The following is a 16,202-nucleotide window of genomic DNA, read 5'->3' as shown; positions in this document are numbered from 1 at the left end:
CGCGCCGCAGCAGACTCTTTGCGCACTCCAGGACCCCCCTCAACCACCCATATCAGGACACACATGCATAATCAGCCGTAAATCACTATTACGTCGGCGGGCCCGCCTGATCACGACCTCAGCCGGCACGGATCCTCTCCCAGGCCGCGCGCACGTGCCTGAGCTCGGTGTAGGTGCCGCCGATGGCCATGCGCAGCCACACCCGGTCGCCGATCTTGGTGTGGGTGAGGTAGAGGGCGCCGCTCGCGTTGAGCCGTTCCATCAGCTCCAGCGGGTCGCCCTGCCGGGGGCGGAAGCAGACCAGGCCGAACGGGTGCGCGTCGTGGACCTCGAAGGCCGGGTCCTGCGCCACCCAGGCGGCGAAGCGCTGTGCCAGGTCGACGTGGTTGCGGATGTGCGCCTGCAGGCCCTGCCTGCCGTACCAGCGGATGACGGTCCACAGCTTCAGCGCGCGGAAGCGGCGGCCGAGCGGCACCTGCCAGTCGCGGTAGTCGATCACGGCGCCCGAGCCGCTGGCCCTGTTGCGCAGGTACTCGGGCTGGATCGACAGGGCCTCGATCATCGGGGCGGTGTCGGCCAGCCAGAGCACGTCGCAGTCGAAGTTGGTCAGCAGCCACTTGTGCGGGTTGGTGCAGTAGGAGTCGGCGTACTCGGCCACGCCGTCGTTGATCCAGGCGAACTCCGGGCAGACGGCCGCCACGCCGGCGTAGGCGGCGTCCACGTGCAGCCAGGCGCCGTGGCGGCGGCACAGCCGCCCGATGGCGGGGACCGGGTCGACCGCGGTGGTCGAGGTGGTGCCGACCGTGGCACACACCAGCGCGGGTGTCAGCCCCGCCGCCACGTCCTCGGCCATCAGCCGTTCCAGGTCGGCCGGGTTCATGGCCAGCGTGTCCCGGTCGACGGCCACCATGCGGACCGCCTCGGCGCCGAGCCCGGCGATCCTGGCCGCCTTGGCCAGCGAGGAGTGGGTCTCGGAGGTGAGGTAGACGCGGGCCCCGTCGCGGCCCGCCCGCTGCAGCGCGGCCAGCAATGCGATCAGGCCGGCGCTGGAGGCGGAGTCCTGGATGACACCCTGGAAGCCGCCGGGTAAGCCGAGCAGCCTGGCCAGCCAGCCGACGACCACGGTCTCGAGCTCGGTGCAGGCGGGGCTGGTCGCCCAGAGCATGCCCTGCACGCCCAGGCCGCTGGACAGCAGGTCGCCGAGGATGCCGGGGCCGCTGGCGTTGGACGGGAAGTAGGCGAAGAAGGCTGGATGCTGCCAGTGGGTGACGCCCGGCAGGATGACCCGCTCGAGGTCGGCCAGCACGTCCGCGAACGGCTCGCCCTGCTCGGGCGGGGTGTCGGGCAGGGCCCGGGTGACGTCACCCGGGCTCACCTGCGACAGGACCGGATACTTCTCGATGTTGGCGAGGTAGTCCGCGATCCAGTCGACGGCCTGCTTGCCGTACTCGCGGAACTCTTCCGGAGTCAATGCGCGCTCCCCGGGACGTCCAGCGTGGGGTTGCGGTCGAAGAAGCCGACCGGCCGCAGCGTGAACCCGGTGTGCTCGACCGGCATGACCGGCCAGTCCTCCGGCCGCGGGAAGTGGGTCAGGCCGAAGGTGTGCCACAGCACGATGTCCTCGCCGTCGACGCCGCGGTCGCCCGCCGTCCACGCGGGCAGCCCGGCCCCGCCGGGATGCTGGTTGGGCAGGTCGCCGGCCGGGAAGCGCTCGTCGTCGGCGTGCCGGGTGACCCACAGGTGGTGGGCGGCGAAGGCGGCCCTGGAGGCGATCGAGGAGGACGGGTCGGCCAGCAGTGCCGGCAGCCCCTCCGGCACGAGCGCGTATCCGACCGGCTGCCCGAGGCGGTTGGTCACCTCGGGATTGACCACCCGCCACACCCGCGCCACGCTCCTGTCTGCGTCGCGCCTGGCCTCCAGCTCGCTGCTCAGCCGGGTCGCCTTCCTGGTGAACGCGTTGCCGTACGGGTTGCCCTCGCCCCGGGGCACGCGGACGGCGTCCAGTTCGTCCACCGCGTTGCGCTGCCCGTCGACCGCCATGTCCAGGCGCGCGGAGAACAGGTGCTGGTGGTACGGCGCGCCCAGCCCCGGAGCCACCTCGGCGGCGTACGGCCTGCCCGCCTCCCGGTAGCCGGAAGTGGACAGCACCCCGGTGGCCTTGACCTCGCAGGCGATCGTGCCGTCGAGGAAGAAGTACCAGTAGAAGCCGTAGTCGTAGTTGCCCGCCGTGGTGAAGTACGACACGACCAGACGGCGCTGCCTGCGGGTCTCGCTGACCCCGGTGTAGAGGTCGGAGTGCTTCCACAGCACGCCGAAGTCCTCCTCGTGCAGGCAGATCGCGTTCTCGATCGTGCGCGGCTCGCCGTGCTCGTCGGCGACCACGACGTCGGTGTAGTGGATCTCGCCCAGGCAGTCGCAGCCGTGGTGCAGCGAGTTGGCGAACGCGCCGAACAGGTACTCGCCCTGGTCGAAGTAGTTCTGCCAGAACCGGTCGGGTGACGGGTCGGCGTAGGGCACGACCATCTCGGCGATCGAGGCCCGGTGGATCACCGATCGGTCGCGGTCCTGGTCGGGGTCGCGGAAGGAGATCTGGTGCAGGGTCAGGCCCTCGCGCACGTTGAAGCCGACGCGCAGCGTCCAGTTCTCCCAGCGCACGACGCCGTCCTCGACGGTGAAGCTGGGACCGTCGGGCTGGGTGATCGCGATGGGGCGTTGCGTGGTGCGCCGCCGCGGGTGCTCGTGGAAGTTGCCGGGCTCCTGGGGCACCGGCACGACCTCCTCGTCGATCACGGTGAGCACGCTGCGCCCGGTCAGGTCGACGTAGGCCACCAGCCCGTCGACCGGGTGGGCCCACGGGTGGTCGCCCTCGTGCTCCTGGTGGAAGGCGAAGCTGCGGATGATCCGCCGCCCGGTCTCGTCGGGGAAGCCGTAGTTGCCCGCCGACAACGGCAAGGCGCGCACGGTGGCGGTGGTCAGGCCGCGCCGGGCCAGCGCCTTGGCCCAGGCCTCGTCGGCGTCCACGATCTCCTGCACGGCCGCGAACTCCGAGACCATGATGGGCGGCTGACCCGACACGGCCGGGTCGAGCCGCTCGGCGTGCTCGACGAGGCCCCGGGTGACCGAGACGACGGCCTGGCTGGAGGAGCCGTCCTTGCTGTCGAGCAGCACCACCCTGACACGGCGGTCCACCGGCTCACCGGCGAGCAACTCGGCCTTGGCGGGCTCCTCGGGCCCGAGATAGGCGAAACGTACGTCTGGCCCGAGGTGTCCGGCCGCCTCGAGGACGGCGCGCGCCGTACTGATCTCGTCGGCGGAAAGCAGCGCTAACGGATGAGGCGTCATCTCCCCATCATGATCCGGGGCTAGGGCACGAGCCAGCCCAGAACCGGGGTCGACTGCAGGAACACCAGCACGCACAGCACGAGCAGCAGCACGGCGCTCCAGCCGATCACCCGGCGGAACAGCGTGCCCTCCTCCCCCACCAGGCCGACGGCGGCCGTGCCGATGGCCAGGTTCTGCGGGGAGATCATCTTGCCCATGACGCCGCCCGCGCTGTTGGCCGCGCCGAACAGCTCCGGCGGGAGGTTGAGCTGCCCGGCCGCCGTCGTCTGCAGTTTGGCCATCAGCGCGTTGGCGCCCGCGTCCGTGCCCGTGATCGCCACGCCGAACCAGCCGACGATCGGCGACAGGAACGCGAAGAAGGCCCCCGCGCCGGCCAGGAGCAGGCCCAGGGTCTGGATCTGGCCGGAGTACTGCATGACGAAGGCCAGCGCGAACACCGCGAGGATCGTCACGATCGCCCAGCCGAACTGCCGGATCGTGGCGGCGTAGGCCTTGATCGGGTTCGTCCAGAGCGTCAGCGCGGTCAGCAGGCCCGCCACGAACAGCAGCGTGCCCGGGTGCGAGGCCCACGGCAGGTCGTAGGTGACCACGACCGGCTTGCCCGCCGGGTTGACCAGGTGCAGGCCCGGCCAGACCGGCTTGACCAGCGCCTTGTCCAGCACGGCCTTGATCGCGGGGATCTGGGCCAGCGAGAACAGCACGATCACGTACCCGTAGGGCAGGAAGGCCACGACCTTGTCGCGCGTGGAGTCGCCGCCGGGCCTGCCGTGGGTCCGCACGAAGACCGGGTCGTCGACCGAGCCGCCGGCGATCGTGGGGACCGCGCCGACCGTCTCGACCGGCTTCCACACCTTGCCGAAGGCGACCAGCACGACGGCCGAGACCAGCGCGGCGGCGATGTCGGTGAGCTTGTAGTTGAACTGCGAGAACAGGATCTGCGTAGCGCCGAAGCTGACGCCCGCGACCAGCGCGGCCGGCCAGGCCTGCCGCAGCCCCCGCCGCCCGTCGGCGACGAACACCAGCACGAACGGCACCAGCAGCGCGATGAAGGCAACTTGGCGCCCGGCCATCGCGCCGAACGGCTCGGGCGGCAGGCCGGTCACGCTGCCCAGGATCGTGATCGGGTTGCCCATGCCACCGAAGGCGACGGGCGCGGTGTTGGCGATGAGCGCCAGCACGGCCGCCCTGATCGGCTCGAAGCCGACGGCGATCAGCATGACCGCGCAGATGGCGATCGGCGAGCCGCCTCCGGCCAGCGCCTCGAGCAGCGCGCCGAAGGAGAAGGCGATGACGATGGCGGCGATCCGCTTGTCGTCGCTGATGCCGGCGAAGGCCCGGCGCAGCACGGCGAAGTGGCCGCTCCGCTCGGTCATCTTGTAGATCCAGATGGCGTTGAAGGTGATCCACAGGATCAGCAGCACCGCCCTGGCCGCGCCGAACAGGGCCGAGTCCAGTGCCTGCCCGATCGGCATGGCGTAGGCGAAGGGCAGGATCGCGATCAGCATGCCGACCACCAGGCCCGACAGGCCCGCCCAGTGCGCCTTCCACTTGAAGACGCCGAGCAGCAGCAGCACGGTCAGCAGCGGCAGCGCCGCTAGCAGGGCCGACAGGCCTAACGATCCGGTGGGATTGAAGTTCTGGTGATACACCGCGGGCCTCCCGGTGTTCCATTGGATAGAACGGCGTTCCGTGTTTAGGATCGTAGGACGCGGAACGACCGGAGGGAAGAGATGGAAGTACGGCATGCCACGGCGCCCGACCAGATCCGGTACTTCGACACTGCGGAGCTCCGGCAGAGGTATCTGGTGGAGGGCCTGTTCGGGCCCGAGGTGGACGGCGTCTACACCCACCAGGACCGCATGATCGTGGCCGGGGTCAAGCCGGTCACCAGGTCCCGGCTCGCCGCCTTCGATCCCTTACGGAGCCGGCACTTCCTGGAAAGGCGGGAGCTGGGGGTCGTCAACATCGGCGATCCGGGGGTCGTCACGGTGGACGGCACGCCGTACGAGATGGACAGGAAGGACTGCCTGTACGTGGGGATGGGCGCCGAGGACGTCACGTTCGAGGGCGGCACGTTCTACCTGGTCTCCGCGCCCGCCCACGAGCGTCATCCCACCACGCACGCCCGGCTGAAGGACGTCGAGCCCGTCAGGCTGGGCGCGCGGGAGGGCTCGAACGACCGGACGATCTACAAGTACGTCCACCTGGACGGCATCCGCAGCTGCCAGCTCGTCATGGGGGTGACCGTGCTCGAGCCCGGCAGCATGTGGAACACGATGCCGTGCCACACCCATGACCGCCGCACCGAGGTGTACCTCTACTTCGACCTGCCGGCCGAGGAGCGGGTGATCCACCTGATGGGCCGCCCGGACGAGACGCGCAACCTGGTGGTCGCCAACGAGCAGGCGGTGATCTCGCCGAGCTGGTCGGTGCACTGCGGGTTCGGCACCCGCAGCTACGCCTTCGTGTGGGCGATGGCCGGCGAGAACCAGGCCTTCGACGACATGGACCAGGTCCCGATCGGCGAGATGCGGTGATGTTCTCGCTGGAGGGCCGGACCGCGCTGGTGACGGGGGCGCGCGCGGGCATCGGCAGGGCGATCGCGGTCGGCCTCGCGAGGGCAGGGGCCGACCTGATCCTGCACGGCCACCACGACGACCTCGACGAGACCGAGCGCGAGGTCAAGGCGCACGGCCGCGCGGCGAGCAGGCTGGTGCTCGACCTGTCGCGGACCGGCGAGATCGCCGGAGCGGTGGCGGGCCTGAAGGCCGACATCCTCATCAACAACGCGGGCACGATCGCGCGCGGCTCGACCAGCCTGGCGGACTGGCGGCGGGTGCTGGCGGTCAATCTGGACGCCGTCTACCTGCTCAGCCAGAGCCTGCTCGAGCGGGGCGCGACCAAGGTGATCTCGATCGCGTCGCTGCTGTCGTTCCAGGGCGGCGTCAACGTGACCTCCTACGCCGCCGCCAAGCACGCGGTCGCCGGGCTGACCAAGGCGCTGTCCAACGAGTGGGCGCCGCACGGCGCCCAGGTCAACGCCATCGCGCCCGGCTACATCAGCACGGACGTGACCAGGGCGCTGCAGGAGGACCCGGTGCGCGAGAAGGAGATCACCGGCAGGATCCCGGCCGGCCGCTGGGGCGCGCCGGAGGACCTGGCGGGCGCCGCGGTGTTCCTGGCCTCGCCCGCCTCCGACTACGTGACCGGGCACGTCCTGGTCGTGGACGGCGGGTGGCTGGCGCGCTAACTATGATGAGCCAGTGACCAGCAGCGCCATCGACAAGGCCCTGTGGGTGCTCGAGGCACTCGCGGAGCACGAGAGCGTCACCAAGATCTCCCAGGTGACCGGCCTGCCCAAGTCGACCACGCACCGCATCCTGCAGTCGCTGGCCGAGCACGGCTTCGCCAGGCCCGACGGCGGCGGCGGCTACCTGCCGGGTCCGAAGATCCTGACGCTGGCGGGCCGCATGCTGGCCCGCTTCGATCCGGTACGGCAGGCCTCGCCGGTGCTGCAACGCCTGCACGACCAGACGGGCTACACGGTGCACTTCGCGGTGCTCAACGGCGACGAGGCGGTGTACGCGGCCAAGCTGGAGGGCCGCAAGCCGTACCAGATGCCCTCGCGGGTGGGCATGTCGCTGTGGCTGCACTCCAGCGCGATCGGCAAGGCGATGCTGGCCGCGATGTCCGAGGAGGAGGTGGCGGGCATCACCTCGCGCACCGGGCTGACCAGGCGCACGCCCGGCACGATCACCTCGCAGGCCGCGCTCCGGCGCCACCTGGCGATGGTCAGGGAGCGCGGCTTCGCCATCGACGACGAGGAGAACGAGGCGGGCATCAGGTGCGTGGGCGCCGCCGTGTTCGACCACAACGGGCACGTCGTGGCCGGGGTGAGCATCTCGACGCTGACCCACGAGCTGTCGGTGGCCGACGCCGAGGAGCTGGGCCCGCTGGTGGCGGGCACGGCCCGTGAGGTGTCACTGACCCTGGGCGCCCCGGTCGAGCTGCTGGCTCGCTAGGTACAGCTGGCCCAGCCGGTCGATGCGCCACAGCTGGCCGAGGATGACCAGCGTGGCGCCGAAGACGGTCGGCCAGACCTGCAGGGCGATCAGGCCGTAGGCGAGCAGCACGAACCCGGCCGAGCCGACCGTGACGAGCAGGCGCTGGACCTTGCGGTGATCGCCCTTGACCAGCGATCTGTCCTTCAGCCAGAGCTTCTCGCCGTAGATGCCGCGGGCGGTCCAGCTGCCGGGGTGCTCGATCGCGCGGAAGGCGTGCGGGTTGACCACCAGCCAGACGATCACCAGCGCCACCGCGGCCAGGGCCCACCAGCCGATCCAGGTCCTGCTCCAGATGGCCAGGATCATCGCCGGGATGGCGGCGAACCTGGTCCAGACGCTCCAGGGATTGGCGTGACGCTTCCACGCCTCGTCGGTCATACCCGCCGCAGACGCATACTTGTCCAGAAATTTCATGACAGCAGCCCTTTCGCCAGAGCCGTGATCGTGGTCTCGAGCACCTGCTCGTAGTCCTCGCCGAACCTGTCGCGGTTGATCACCAGCAGACCCGCCGTCCGCAGGACGCCGATCAGGGTCTGCGGTGGCACGTCGGCGGTGAACACGCCCGCCCGCTGCCCCGCGGCCAGGTAGTCCATCAGCGGCGTGACCAGGTGCGGGGTGACCCGGGCGATCTCCTCGGGGCCGACGCGCCTGGTCACCGCTTCCAGCTCGTCCGGCCGTTCCATGAGCCTTCTGTAGAACGGGTCGGCGCCGAGCAGCTCGACCATCCCCCGCATGATCCCGGCCAGGGCGTCAGGCCCCGGCGGACGGTCGAGCGCGGCGGTCAGGCGCTCGCCGAGCATGGGGGCGCGCGCCACCATCACCTCGGCGTACAGCGCCTCCTTGGACTCGAAGAAGGCATAGAAACTGCCCTTCGCGATGCCGGAGGGGGCGACCAGCTCGTCGAGCGAGGTCTTCTTCAGCCCCTGCGTGGCGAACAGCTTCTCGCCAGTCACCACCAGCTCGCCCCTGATGCGGGCACGATCCTCCGCGGAGAATGCCACGGCCATGCCTATACCTCTATGACTAGCTTGGATATTCAGTCATAGCCTAGCATGGCCTCCACGCTATGCACGTGACAGTGCCGTGCACGCCCTTGACGGGGCAGGGAACGGCATGCCCACCCTGGAAGATGTGCTGACGGAGCTGTGCCGGGTGGTCCCGATCGCGCTCTTCCGCACCGGCGACCGGTTGGCCGACGATCTGCGCCGCTACAAGGACGATCCCTCGCCCGCCGTGCGCGGCGAGTGTGCCGCGGCGCTCGCGGCGCTCCTGTCACGTTTCCTCGAACGGCACGCGGACTGCCTCGGCGGGCCCTTCACGCTGGTCACCACCGTGCCGAGCACCCGGGACGGTCCGGCACCCCTGGTGCACCCGCTGGTGGGCGTGGTCAGCAGGGTTCCCGCGCTCGCCCCGCGCTACCGTCCTGCGCTGCGCCCCGACCTCACCGCCTGGGGGCTCGTGCGCGACCACTCGGTCCTGCTGGTGGACGACACGTTCGTCACCGGGGTCCATGTCCGCAGAGCCGCCTCCGCTCTGCTCGCCGCCGGAGCCCGGGAAGTGGTCGCGCTCGTGATCGGACGCCAAGTCTCCGACGAGCCCACAGAAACCTTCTGCTCCGACCGCTGCCGCCTGTGCAACCCCGCGTAAAAAATCGCGGGGTCGAGGATTGGGTCCGGGAAAGCAGGGAAGGGCTGACGACTCCTGAACGCCGAAACGGGAGGAGGAGCCCTAGTGCTCACCCTGACCGCCAACGCCGCCCAGGCGATCCGCGATCTAACAGCGGGCTCGCCCGAGCCCTCGCAGAGCGGGGTACGCATATCCGCACAGGGCGAGGGCGCCAGCTCGCTGACCCTGTCGATCGCCCCCAGGCCGGAACCGGCCGACGAGGTGGTCGAGGCCGAGGGCGCCCGGGTCTACCTGGATCCTGTCGCCGCAACCGTACTGGAGGACAAGTCGCTCGACGCGGGCGCCGACGACCAGGGAGGCGTGTCCTTCTTGGTGACCGAACAGACCTGACCGACTTCGAGGGGTCCGGTACGGCGTGCCGTACCGGACCCTTCCGCTGCTAGGCGAAGAGCTTGTACAGGTAGCGCAGCGCCTGCTCGCGGTGGAAGCCGCTGCCGCCCTCGTGTTCGTTCCACGGGTAGACCGCGATCTCCTTGGGACCCTGCCAGTGGTTGTAGGCGGCGAAGACCGTGGACGGCGGGCAGACGGCGTCCATGAGCCCCACCGAGTAGAGCGCGGCGGCCGTGCCGCGGGCGGCGAAGTTGACGCCGTCGAAGTAGGACAGCGTGCGGAAGACGCGCTCCTCGGCCGCCCTGTTGGCCGACAGGTAGCGGACGAGCTCCTGGTAGGGCTCCCTGTCGGTGATCTCGACTGCCCGGCGGAAGTGGGTCAGGAACGGCACGTCGACCAGCGCCGCCTTGACCGCCGGATGGAGCCCGGCGACGGCCTGGGCGATGCCGCCGCCCTGGCTGCCGCCGTGGACCACGATCCGCTCGGGATCCACCAGCGGGTGGGTCATCACCGCGTCGATCGCGCGGACGGCGTCGGTGAAGACACGGCGGTAGTAGTACTCGTTCTCGTCGAGGATGCCGCGCGTCATCATGCCGGCCGTCTGGGCCGACGAGCCGCCGTGCGGGTCCCCCGTGGCGCCCGGGCTGTCGAAGCTGCCGCCGCCCTGGCCGCGGGTCTCGACTATCAGGTAGGCGTACCCGGCCGCCGGCCACACCAGGTGGTCGTGCGGGAAGCCGCGGCCGCCGCTGTAACCGATGTACTGCACCACGGTCGGCAGCGGCCCCTGCGCGCCGCGGGGCGCGATGAACCAGCCGTTGATCCGGTCGCCACCCCACCCGGAGAAGGCGGCGTCGTACACGTCCACGGCGGTCAGCGGCAGGTCGAAGGGAGTGTAGGCCGGGGCGGCGTCGATCGCGCGGGCCTCGGTCAGGGTCCTGCTCCAGAAGTCGTCGAAGTCGGCGGGCTCGTCGCGGTCGGGACGGTAGGCGCGGAGCTGCTCAAGCGGCAGGTCGAACAGGGGCACAGAACACTCCAAGAGGTCGTGGGTCCCGATATTTCATAGCAACGATCTGGGGTAAGCGCTATCCCCCTCCAGCTGCTGGAACAGCGCTCCGACCTTTCCCAACTCACTACATGTCAATAATTGGGCCCCTTAACAGACTTGACGGCAAATGTCGGGAGTGGTCCCATCTCCAGTTGTTAGGAATGCTTCCTAACAAAGTCCGGCAGAAGGGTCCGCCGTGCTTCCTCCAGCCAGAGCGCGCTTACGCCGCACCCCCCTGGTCCTGATCCTGCTCTCCGTCGTCTCCCTCGTGACCAGCGCCTTCTTCGCGTTACCCGCGCAGGCGGCCACGATCCGCTACGAGGCGGAGAACGCCACGATCGTCCAGGGCGTGGTCGAGTCCAACCACACCGGTTTCTCCGGCACCGGCTTCGTCAACAGCACCAACGCCACCGCCGTGTACACCGAATGGACGGTCCACGCCGCAGCCGCGGGCACCGCGCAGATCGCCATCCGCTACGCCAACGGCACCACCAGTGCCCGCACCGCCGACGTCTCCGTCAACGGCAGCGTGGTGTCGGCCAACCGGTCGTTCGGGACCACCGCGAACTGGGACACCTGGGCCACCTCCACGCTCACCGCCACGCTGAACGCCGGTGACAACAAGATCCGCGTCACCGCCACCAACGCCGGCGGCAACCCCAACCTCGACTACCTCGAGGCCACCACGGCCGACGCGCCCGCCACCGAGTACCAGGCCGAGGCGGCGACGCTGAACCAGGCGATGGTGGCCACCAACCACACCGGCTACACCGGGACCGGGTTCGTCGACTACGTCAACACCGTCGGCGGCTACATCGAGTGGCAGGTCAACGTGGCCGACGCCGGCACCCACACGCTGACCCTCCGGTACGCCAACGGCACCACCGTCACCAGGCCGATGGACATCTCGGTCAACGGCACCGTGGCCGCCAGCCCCACCTACCCCGGCACCGGCAGCTGGGACACCTGGGCCGACGGCAACGTCACCGTCAACCTGAACGCCGGCGTCAACACCATCCGCGCCACCGCCACCAGCGCCAACGGCGGCCCCAACGTGGACAGGCTCTCGGTCAGCGGCTCCGGCGGCCCCGACGGGCAGGCGCCCACCATCCCGACCGGCGTCAGGGTGACCGGCACCAGCGCCTCCAGCATCTCGCTGGCCTGGACCGACTCCACCGACAACGTGGGCGTGGCGGGCTACAAGGTGTACGAGGGCAGCACGGTCGTGGCGACGTCGCCGACCGCGGGCGCCACGATCAGCGGCCTGGCCGCGAACTCGACGCACACCTACACGGTCACGGCGTTCGACGCGGCGGGCAACGAGTCCGGCCACAGCTCCTCGGTGACCGGCACGACCGGCGGCGGCACCGGGGGCCCGACGGCCGACCAGCTGCTGGCCAAGGTCACCTCGTGCAGCCAGATCTCCAACGGCAAGTACAAGACCGACTCCGACGTCAGCACGGCCACGGTGCCCGTGTGCAACAAGACCGGCGCGGTCTTCTGGAAGGCCGACATGGACATCGACTGCGACGGCATCCGCACCACGCAGTGCAACGAGCAGACGGACTGCTGCTTCCAGCCCGACACGTTCTGCCACACCACCACCGACACGCCGCTCAACGCGGCGCAGCTGCCGTACGTGGTGGTGCCGAGCACCAGCAGCATCTGGAACTACACCACCAAGGGCATCGGCTGCGGGACCGTGATAGCGGTGATCTACAACGGCCAGGTGGAGTACGCCGTGATGGGTGATACGGGGCCGAGCGGGATCATCGGCGAGGCGTCCTACAAGACGGCCGCCGACCTCGGCATCAACCCCGACCCGAGCAACGGCGGCACGGACTCGGGCGTCACCTACATCGTCTTCACCGGCTCCGGGACGAAGGTGTCGACCATCGAGAACCACGGCCAGGCCGTCACCCTCGGCCAGCAGCTGGCCCAGCAGTTCATCAACAACAACTGATCCCCTGCCCCGCTTCCCCACTCCCGGTCATCGTGGGAGTGGGGAAATCGGGGTCTGCGGGGCGGTAGAAGCGGTAGTTTCAGCCGGGTGCAGGCTGTTCGTCCCCTTGCGGGGCGCGCGTTACGGATGTCTGGTCGCATCGCGGCCGGCGTGTGCGTGCTGGCCCTGTCGCCCGTGCTTGGCCTGGCGGCGCTGGCCGGCATGTCGACGGTGAGCAGGGACCCGAGGGTCTTCACGATCACCGGGCTGGCCGCGTTCGGTGCGGTGTTCTTCCTCGGCCTGCTGCTGTGCGTGCCACGGCCGCGGTCCGGGTGGGGGCGATGGCTGCGGGCGCTGGCCGTGCTCGGGGTGGAGGCGTTCGCCGTGTGGCACGTCAGCGAGGCGACGCTGAACCCCGGCGCGTTCACCCCGCCGCCCGCGGTGTCGGGGCAGCGCGAGTGGCGCCTGGACACCGGCTCGCGGCTGGCCTACGTGCGGATCGCGCCCAAGCGGGTGACGCGCCCCGACCCGGTTGTCGTGGTGGACGGCGTGACGGCCGCGGCCACGCTCGGCCTGCCGCTGACGCGCGAGGGGTTCCAGGTCTACGGCTACGACCGGCTCGGCTCGGGCCGTTCCGAGCGCCTGGCCGACCCGCGCCGCTATGGCCTGACCAGGGACGTCTCGGATCTGGAGTCGGTACGGCAGGCCATCGGCGCCAAGCGGATGCTGCTGATCGCCCACGGAGACGGGGCACGCCTGGCCACCGCCTACCTGGCCGCCCACCCGGACCAGGTGGCGCGCGTCGTCCTGGACTCCCCTGCCGCGCTGGACGGCGGGCCCGCCACGGCGCTGTCGGCTCTCCAGCCGGGCACGGCGGAGCTGGCCAGGCCCAGGGAGCTGGCGGTCTACACGCTGATGCGCCTCGACCCGGTGGCCGCGCACGCCTTCGCCGGGGACGCGGAGGTCGACGCCCGCCTGGACGAGCGCCTGCGCCACGAGGTGGCGGGACCCGGCTGCCCGGAGCCCACCCCCTCGGGGCCCGGCGGCTACGCGAGCCTCACCAGCCGCCCGCCCGGCCAGGTGCGGGACCTGCTGGCGGAGGTGACGACCCCGGTCCTGATCGTCAAGCGGCGCTGCGACAAGGAGAGCTGGTCGGCGGCCCTCGAATACCGCCACGCCCTGCCGGGCTCGGTCCTCGCCTACGCCCCCGGCACCGGCGCCGTCCGCGCCTTCCTCCTCGGCGACCCCGTCCGGGGCGTCCCCACCGACACCCCGCCCGCCGACTTCATCGGCCCCCGCTGACCATGTGAACGCGGGCGTCAGGCGCTGATGCGGGCGGGGCCGGTCGCCCAGCCGCTGGTCGTCCAGGTGTCGCCGGTGGGGGTGATCGCGAAGGCTTCCATGCCGTCGAGCTCATCCACCCAAGCCCTGGCGTTGTGGCCCATCGCGAAGGCCGCCGTGGCGTAGGCGTCGACGGTCGCGAGGCGGGGGCCCACCAGGGTGATGGAGGCCAGGTCCATGGCGGGCCCGCCCGTGTGCGGGTTGACGATGTGGGGGCCGCGTTCCGCCGTGCCGGAGGTGGCCACTGCCAGGTCGCCGCCGGTGACGACCGCGGCGAGCGTGCGGGGGCGCAGCGGGTGGGTGATGCCGACGCGCCAGCGCCCTGCGCCGACTTGCAGGTCGCCTCCGCCGTTCACGCAGTGTTCCGGCAGGCCCGCCGCGCGCAGCAGGGAGGCGGCGCGCTCGATGGCCCAGCCTTTGACCAGGCCGGTGGGGTCGAGCCGGCCGTGCGGGGTGAGCGTGAAATAGCCAAGGGTGTCGCGTTCGACCTGGGCGCACAGGTCCAGCACCTCGCTCACCTCGGCGGGGCAGCGGATCTGGTCCCCTGCGGCCAGGCGGCTGATGACGCTGTCCGGGCGGTAGGTGGAGAAGACCTCGTCCACGAGGTGGAGCCACTCGACCGCCTCGGCCACCGCCTCCCAGGCCTCCGGGCCGGCGTGCCGTACCTCGAAGGACACGACCGTGCCCATCACCCGCTCGGCGTGGCGCATCACAGGCCGGCCTGGTCGATCGCGCTCTGGAGGGATCGCGTGTAGCCGTCGCTGGTGTAGGTGGCGCCGGAGACGCTGTCGATGTGGGCGCTCTGGGCGGAGAGCGCCTCGCTCTGGAGGATCGGGAGGGCGCGGTCGCTGATCTCGACGTCGCGCGGGTTCTCGTCCGGCGACTGGAGGACCCGGATGTCGGAGATCTTCCCGCCCGCGACGCTGATCCGCACCTGGACCGGACCCCACCGGGTGTCGGCGACGTCTCCGGTGTAGTCCTGGGCGGTGGCCGTGCCGGCGCCGGGAGTGGTGCGAGCGGACGGCGTGGAGTGAGCGGCGGCGGGCGGCAGGGCCGCGGTGGTGACCGCGTGCGGTTTGAACGACAGCAGCAGGACCAGGCCCACGGCGGTGACGACGATGGCCAGCGCGATCCGGAGCATCGCAACCCCCTAGAACTCGAACGACTCGTGGTGGATGCGGCGGGGCGGCACCCCGGCCGCCTTCAGTGCGTCGATCGCGGCACCCGCCATCGAGGGCGGCCCGCAGACGTAGGCGTCGTGCTCGGGCAGGCCGGGCACGAGCCGTGACAGGGTGGCGGGATCGAGCAGGTCGGCGGGGCGCGGCCCGGCCGACACGAACAGGCGGGCGCCGCGGGCCGCCGCGATGGCCTCCAGTTCCGCGCGCAGCACCGGCTCGCGCGCCCGGTAGAGCAGCGTGACCTCGCCGGGCAGCGTCTCGAACAGGGTGCGCAGCGGGGTGATGCCGACCCCGCCGGCGATCAGCAGGGACCGGTCCCGCTTGCCGCGGCGGGCGGTGAGCGCGCCGTACGGGCCCTCGGCGAACACCAGGGTGCCCGGCCGCAGCCGGGTCAGCGCCGCGCTGTGGTCGCCCAGGGCCTTGACCGTGATGCGCAGCGACCCGTCGCCGGGCGGCGCCGACAGCGAGTACGGGTTGGCCGACCACCACGTCCGCCGCGTCAGGAACCGCCAGCGGAAGAACTGGCCCGGCTCGGCCCGCAGGCGCCCGAGGTCGCGGCCGGTGATCCGGATGGACACCACGCCGGGCGCCTCCCTGACGACCTCGGCCACCCGCAGCCGGTGCCGCCACGACAGCGCCACCGGGGCCAGGAAGCGGTACCACAGCAGCAGCGCGGCCACCCCGAGGTAGAGCGCGTACCAGGCGGTCTGGGCCGCTCGGTCGCCGGCGAACTCGGCGCCGGTGGCCAGCTGGTGCCCGAAGGCCAGCCAGGCGGCCAGGTAGGTGTAGAAGTGCAGCAGGTACCACGTCTCGTAGCGCAGGCGCCGCCGCGCCGCCCTGGCCGACACGATCCCGGTGCCGGCCAGCAGCAGCACCGCCACGGTCGCCTTGAGCACCTCGGGAAACGTCAGCGCCATCGTGACCGACTCGCCGACCACGCCGGCCCCGTCGGCCAGCGCGTACCCCCAGATGGTGGCCAGCGCGTGGGTCAGGGCCAGGCCGACCACGTACCGGCCGCCCATCGCGTGCCAGCGGGTCAGCGTGTCGGTGCCCACTCCGCGCTCCAGCGCCGGGACGCGGGCCATCAACGCCAGCAGGACGGCCAGGCCGTACCCGGCGAGCAGGCCGGTGATCCGTCCGGCGTTGGTCAGCCAGCCGGACGGCCCGGCCACGGCGGCCGTGTCGTGCCACCACAGGGCCAGCACGGCGACGGCGCCCAGGCCGATCACGGCGAGCAGGGTGTTCCTCACAGGCGCCACCGTGCCAGGCGTTTC

At 71.1% G+C, this 16,202-nt stretch carries 16 protein-coding genes; 7 read left to right on the top strand and 9 right to left on the bottom strand.

What is annotated here, in order from left to right; all coding sequences use genetic code 11:
• Window positions 1-118: 118 nt before the first annotated feature.
• Genes ACIBHX_RS44685 through ACIBHX_RS44675 form a run of 3 tightly spaced genes read right to left on the bottom strand, consistent with a single transcriptional unit; the run spans window position 119 to window position 4,991 of the window.
• The gene (locus tag ACIBHX_RS44685; protein ID WP_397074111.1) at window positions 119-1,471 is read right to left on the bottom strand and encodes an aminotransferase class V-fold PLP-dependent enzyme; all 1,353 of its coding nucleotides are present in this window, start codon (window positions 1,469-1,471) and stop codon (window positions 119-121) included.
• Window positions 1,468-3,342 (bottom strand): primary-amine oxidase, encoded by a 1,875-nt coding sequence (locus ACIBHX_RS44680; protein WP_397074110.1) that lies wholly within the window; start codon window positions 3,340-3,342, stop codon window positions 1,468-1,470. Before ACIBHX_RS44680 ends, ACIBHX_RS44685 begins: the two co-directional genes overlap by 4 nt.
• Before the next feature lie 20 nt (window positions 3,343-3,362).
• Window positions 3,363-4,991 (bottom strand): L-lactate permease, encoded by a 1,629-nt coding sequence (locus ACIBHX_RS44675; RefSeq protein WP_397074108.1) that lies wholly within the window; start codon window positions 4,989-4,991, stop codon window positions 3,363-3,365.
• 81 nt (window positions 4,992-5,072) lie between these two features.
• Here ACIBHX_RS44675 and kduI point away from each other — a divergent pair, with 81 nt between their 5' ends.
• The 3 genes from kduI to ACIBHX_RS44660 are packed head-to-tail and all read left to right on the top strand — an operon-like array spanning window position 5,073 to window position 7,364.
• The gene (kduI, locus tag ACIBHX_RS44670) at window positions 5,073-5,879 is read left to right on the top strand and encodes a 5-dehydro-4-deoxy-D-glucuronate isomerase (RefSeq protein ID WP_397074107.1); all 807 of its coding nucleotides are present in this window, start codon (window positions 5,073-5,075) and stop codon (window positions 5,877-5,879) included.
• Window positions 5,879-6,592: an SDR family oxidoreductase gene (locus ACIBHX_RS44665; protein WP_397074106.1), complete on the top strand. Its 714-nt coding sequence runs from the start codon at window positions 5,879-5,881 to the stop codon at window positions 6,590-6,592. The genes kduI and ACIBHX_RS44665 overlap by 1 nt, the downstream gene beginning before the upstream one ends.
• Window positions 6,593-6,605: 13 nt before the next feature.
• Window positions 6,606-7,364, top strand: coding sequence for an IclR family transcriptional regulator (locus ACIBHX_RS44660; RefSeq protein WP_397074105.1), 759 nt, complete (start codon window positions 6,606-6,608; stop codon window positions 7,362-7,364).
• On the opposite strand, the gene ACIBHX_RS44655 is transcribed toward ACIBHX_RS44660, so the two are convergent.
• On the bottom strand, window positions 7,323-7,820 hold the full coding sequence (locus ACIBHX_RS44655; RefSeq protein ID WP_397074103.1) for a DUF6653 family protein: 498 nt from the start codon (window positions 7,818-7,820) through the stop codon (window positions 7,323-7,325). The two genes, ACIBHX_RS44660 and ACIBHX_RS44655, sit on opposite strands and share 42 nt — an antisense overlap.
• Window positions 7,817-8,413 (bottom strand): TetR/AcrR family transcriptional regulator, encoded by a 597-nt coding sequence (locus tag ACIBHX_RS44650; protein WP_397074102.1) that lies wholly within the window; start codon window positions 8,411-8,413, stop codon window positions 7,817-7,819. Before ACIBHX_RS44650 ends, ACIBHX_RS44655 begins: the two co-directional genes overlap by 4 nt.
• Window positions 8,414-8,519: 106 nt before the next feature.
• Between ACIBHX_RS44650 and ACIBHX_RS44645 the strand changes: the two genes are divergently transcribed.
• Both ACIBHX_RS44645 and ACIBHX_RS44640 read left to right on the top strand, forming a co-directional pair.
• Complete coding sequence (locus tag ACIBHX_RS44645; RefSeq protein ID WP_397074101.1) at window positions 8,520-9,053, top strand: hypothetical protein; 534 nt, start codon at window positions 8,520-8,522, stop codon at window positions 9,051-9,053.
• An 84-nt stretch (window positions 9,054-9,137) separates the two neighbouring features.
• Window positions 9,138-9,422: a HesB/IscA family protein gene (locus ACIBHX_RS44640; protein ID WP_397074099.1), complete on the top strand. Its 285-nt coding sequence runs from the start codon at window positions 9,138-9,140 to the stop codon at window positions 9,420-9,422.
• A 49-nt stretch (window positions 9,423-9,471) separates the two neighbouring features.
• Here the strand turns inward: ACIBHX_RS44640 and ACIBHX_RS44635 are convergent, their stop codons facing one another.
• The gene (locus ACIBHX_RS44635; protein ID WP_397074097.1) at window positions 9,472-10,446 is read right to left on the bottom strand and encodes an acetylxylan esterase; all 975 of its coding nucleotides are present in this window, start codon (window positions 10,444-10,446) and stop codon (window positions 9,472-9,474) included.
• Between the two features lie 217 nt (window positions 10,447-10,663).
• On the opposite strand from ACIBHX_RS44635, the gene ACIBHX_RS44630 reads away from it, so the two are divergent.
• Both ACIBHX_RS44630 and ACIBHX_RS44625 read left to right on the top strand, forming a co-directional pair.
• Entirely contained in the window at window positions 10,664-12,430 is a 1,767-nt protein-coding gene (locus ACIBHX_RS44630) for a glycoside hydrolase family 75 protein (protein WP_397074095.1), read from the top strand.
• Window positions 12,431-12,556: 126 nt separating this feature from the next.
• Window positions 12,557-13,711 (top strand): alpha/beta hydrolase, encoded by a 1,155-nt coding sequence (locus tag ACIBHX_RS44625; protein WP_397074093.1) that lies wholly within the window; start codon window positions 12,557-12,559, stop codon window positions 13,709-13,711.
• Between the two features lie 17 nt (window positions 13,712-13,728).
• Here the strand turns inward: ACIBHX_RS44625 and ACIBHX_RS44620 are convergent, their stop codons facing one another.
• The 3 genes from ACIBHX_RS44620 to ACIBHX_RS44610 are packed head-to-tail and all read right to left on the bottom strand — an operon-like array spanning window position 13,729 to window position 16,178.
• On the bottom strand, window positions 13,729-14,460 hold the full coding sequence (locus ACIBHX_RS44620) for an FAD:protein FMN transferase (protein WP_397074092.1): 732 nt from the start codon (window positions 14,458-14,460) through the stop codon (window positions 13,729-13,731).
• The gene (locus ACIBHX_RS44615; protein WP_397074090.1) at window positions 14,460-14,891 is read right to left on the bottom strand and encodes an FMN-binding protein; all 432 of its coding nucleotides are present in this window, start codon (window positions 14,889-14,891) and stop codon (window positions 14,460-14,462) included. The genes ACIBHX_RS44620 and ACIBHX_RS44615 overlap by 1 nt, the downstream gene beginning before the upstream one ends.
• A 9-nt stretch (window positions 14,892-14,900) precedes the next feature.
• Entirely contained in the window at window positions 14,901-16,178 is a 1,278-nt protein-coding gene (locus tag ACIBHX_RS44610; protein WP_397074089.1) for a ferric reductase-like transmembrane domain-containing protein, read from the bottom strand.
• Window positions 16,179-16,202 lie beyond the last annotated feature (24 nt).

The sequence above is a fragment of the Nonomuraea sp. NPDC050536 genome (assembly GCF_044457685.1).
In the GTDB taxonomy this organism is placed as follows: Bacteria; Actinomycetota; Actinomycetes; order Streptosporangiales; family Streptosporangiaceae; genus Nonomuraea.
The sequence above is the reverse complement of the archived record's forward strand: the minus strand, read 5'-3'. Positions and strand labels throughout refer to the sequence as shown.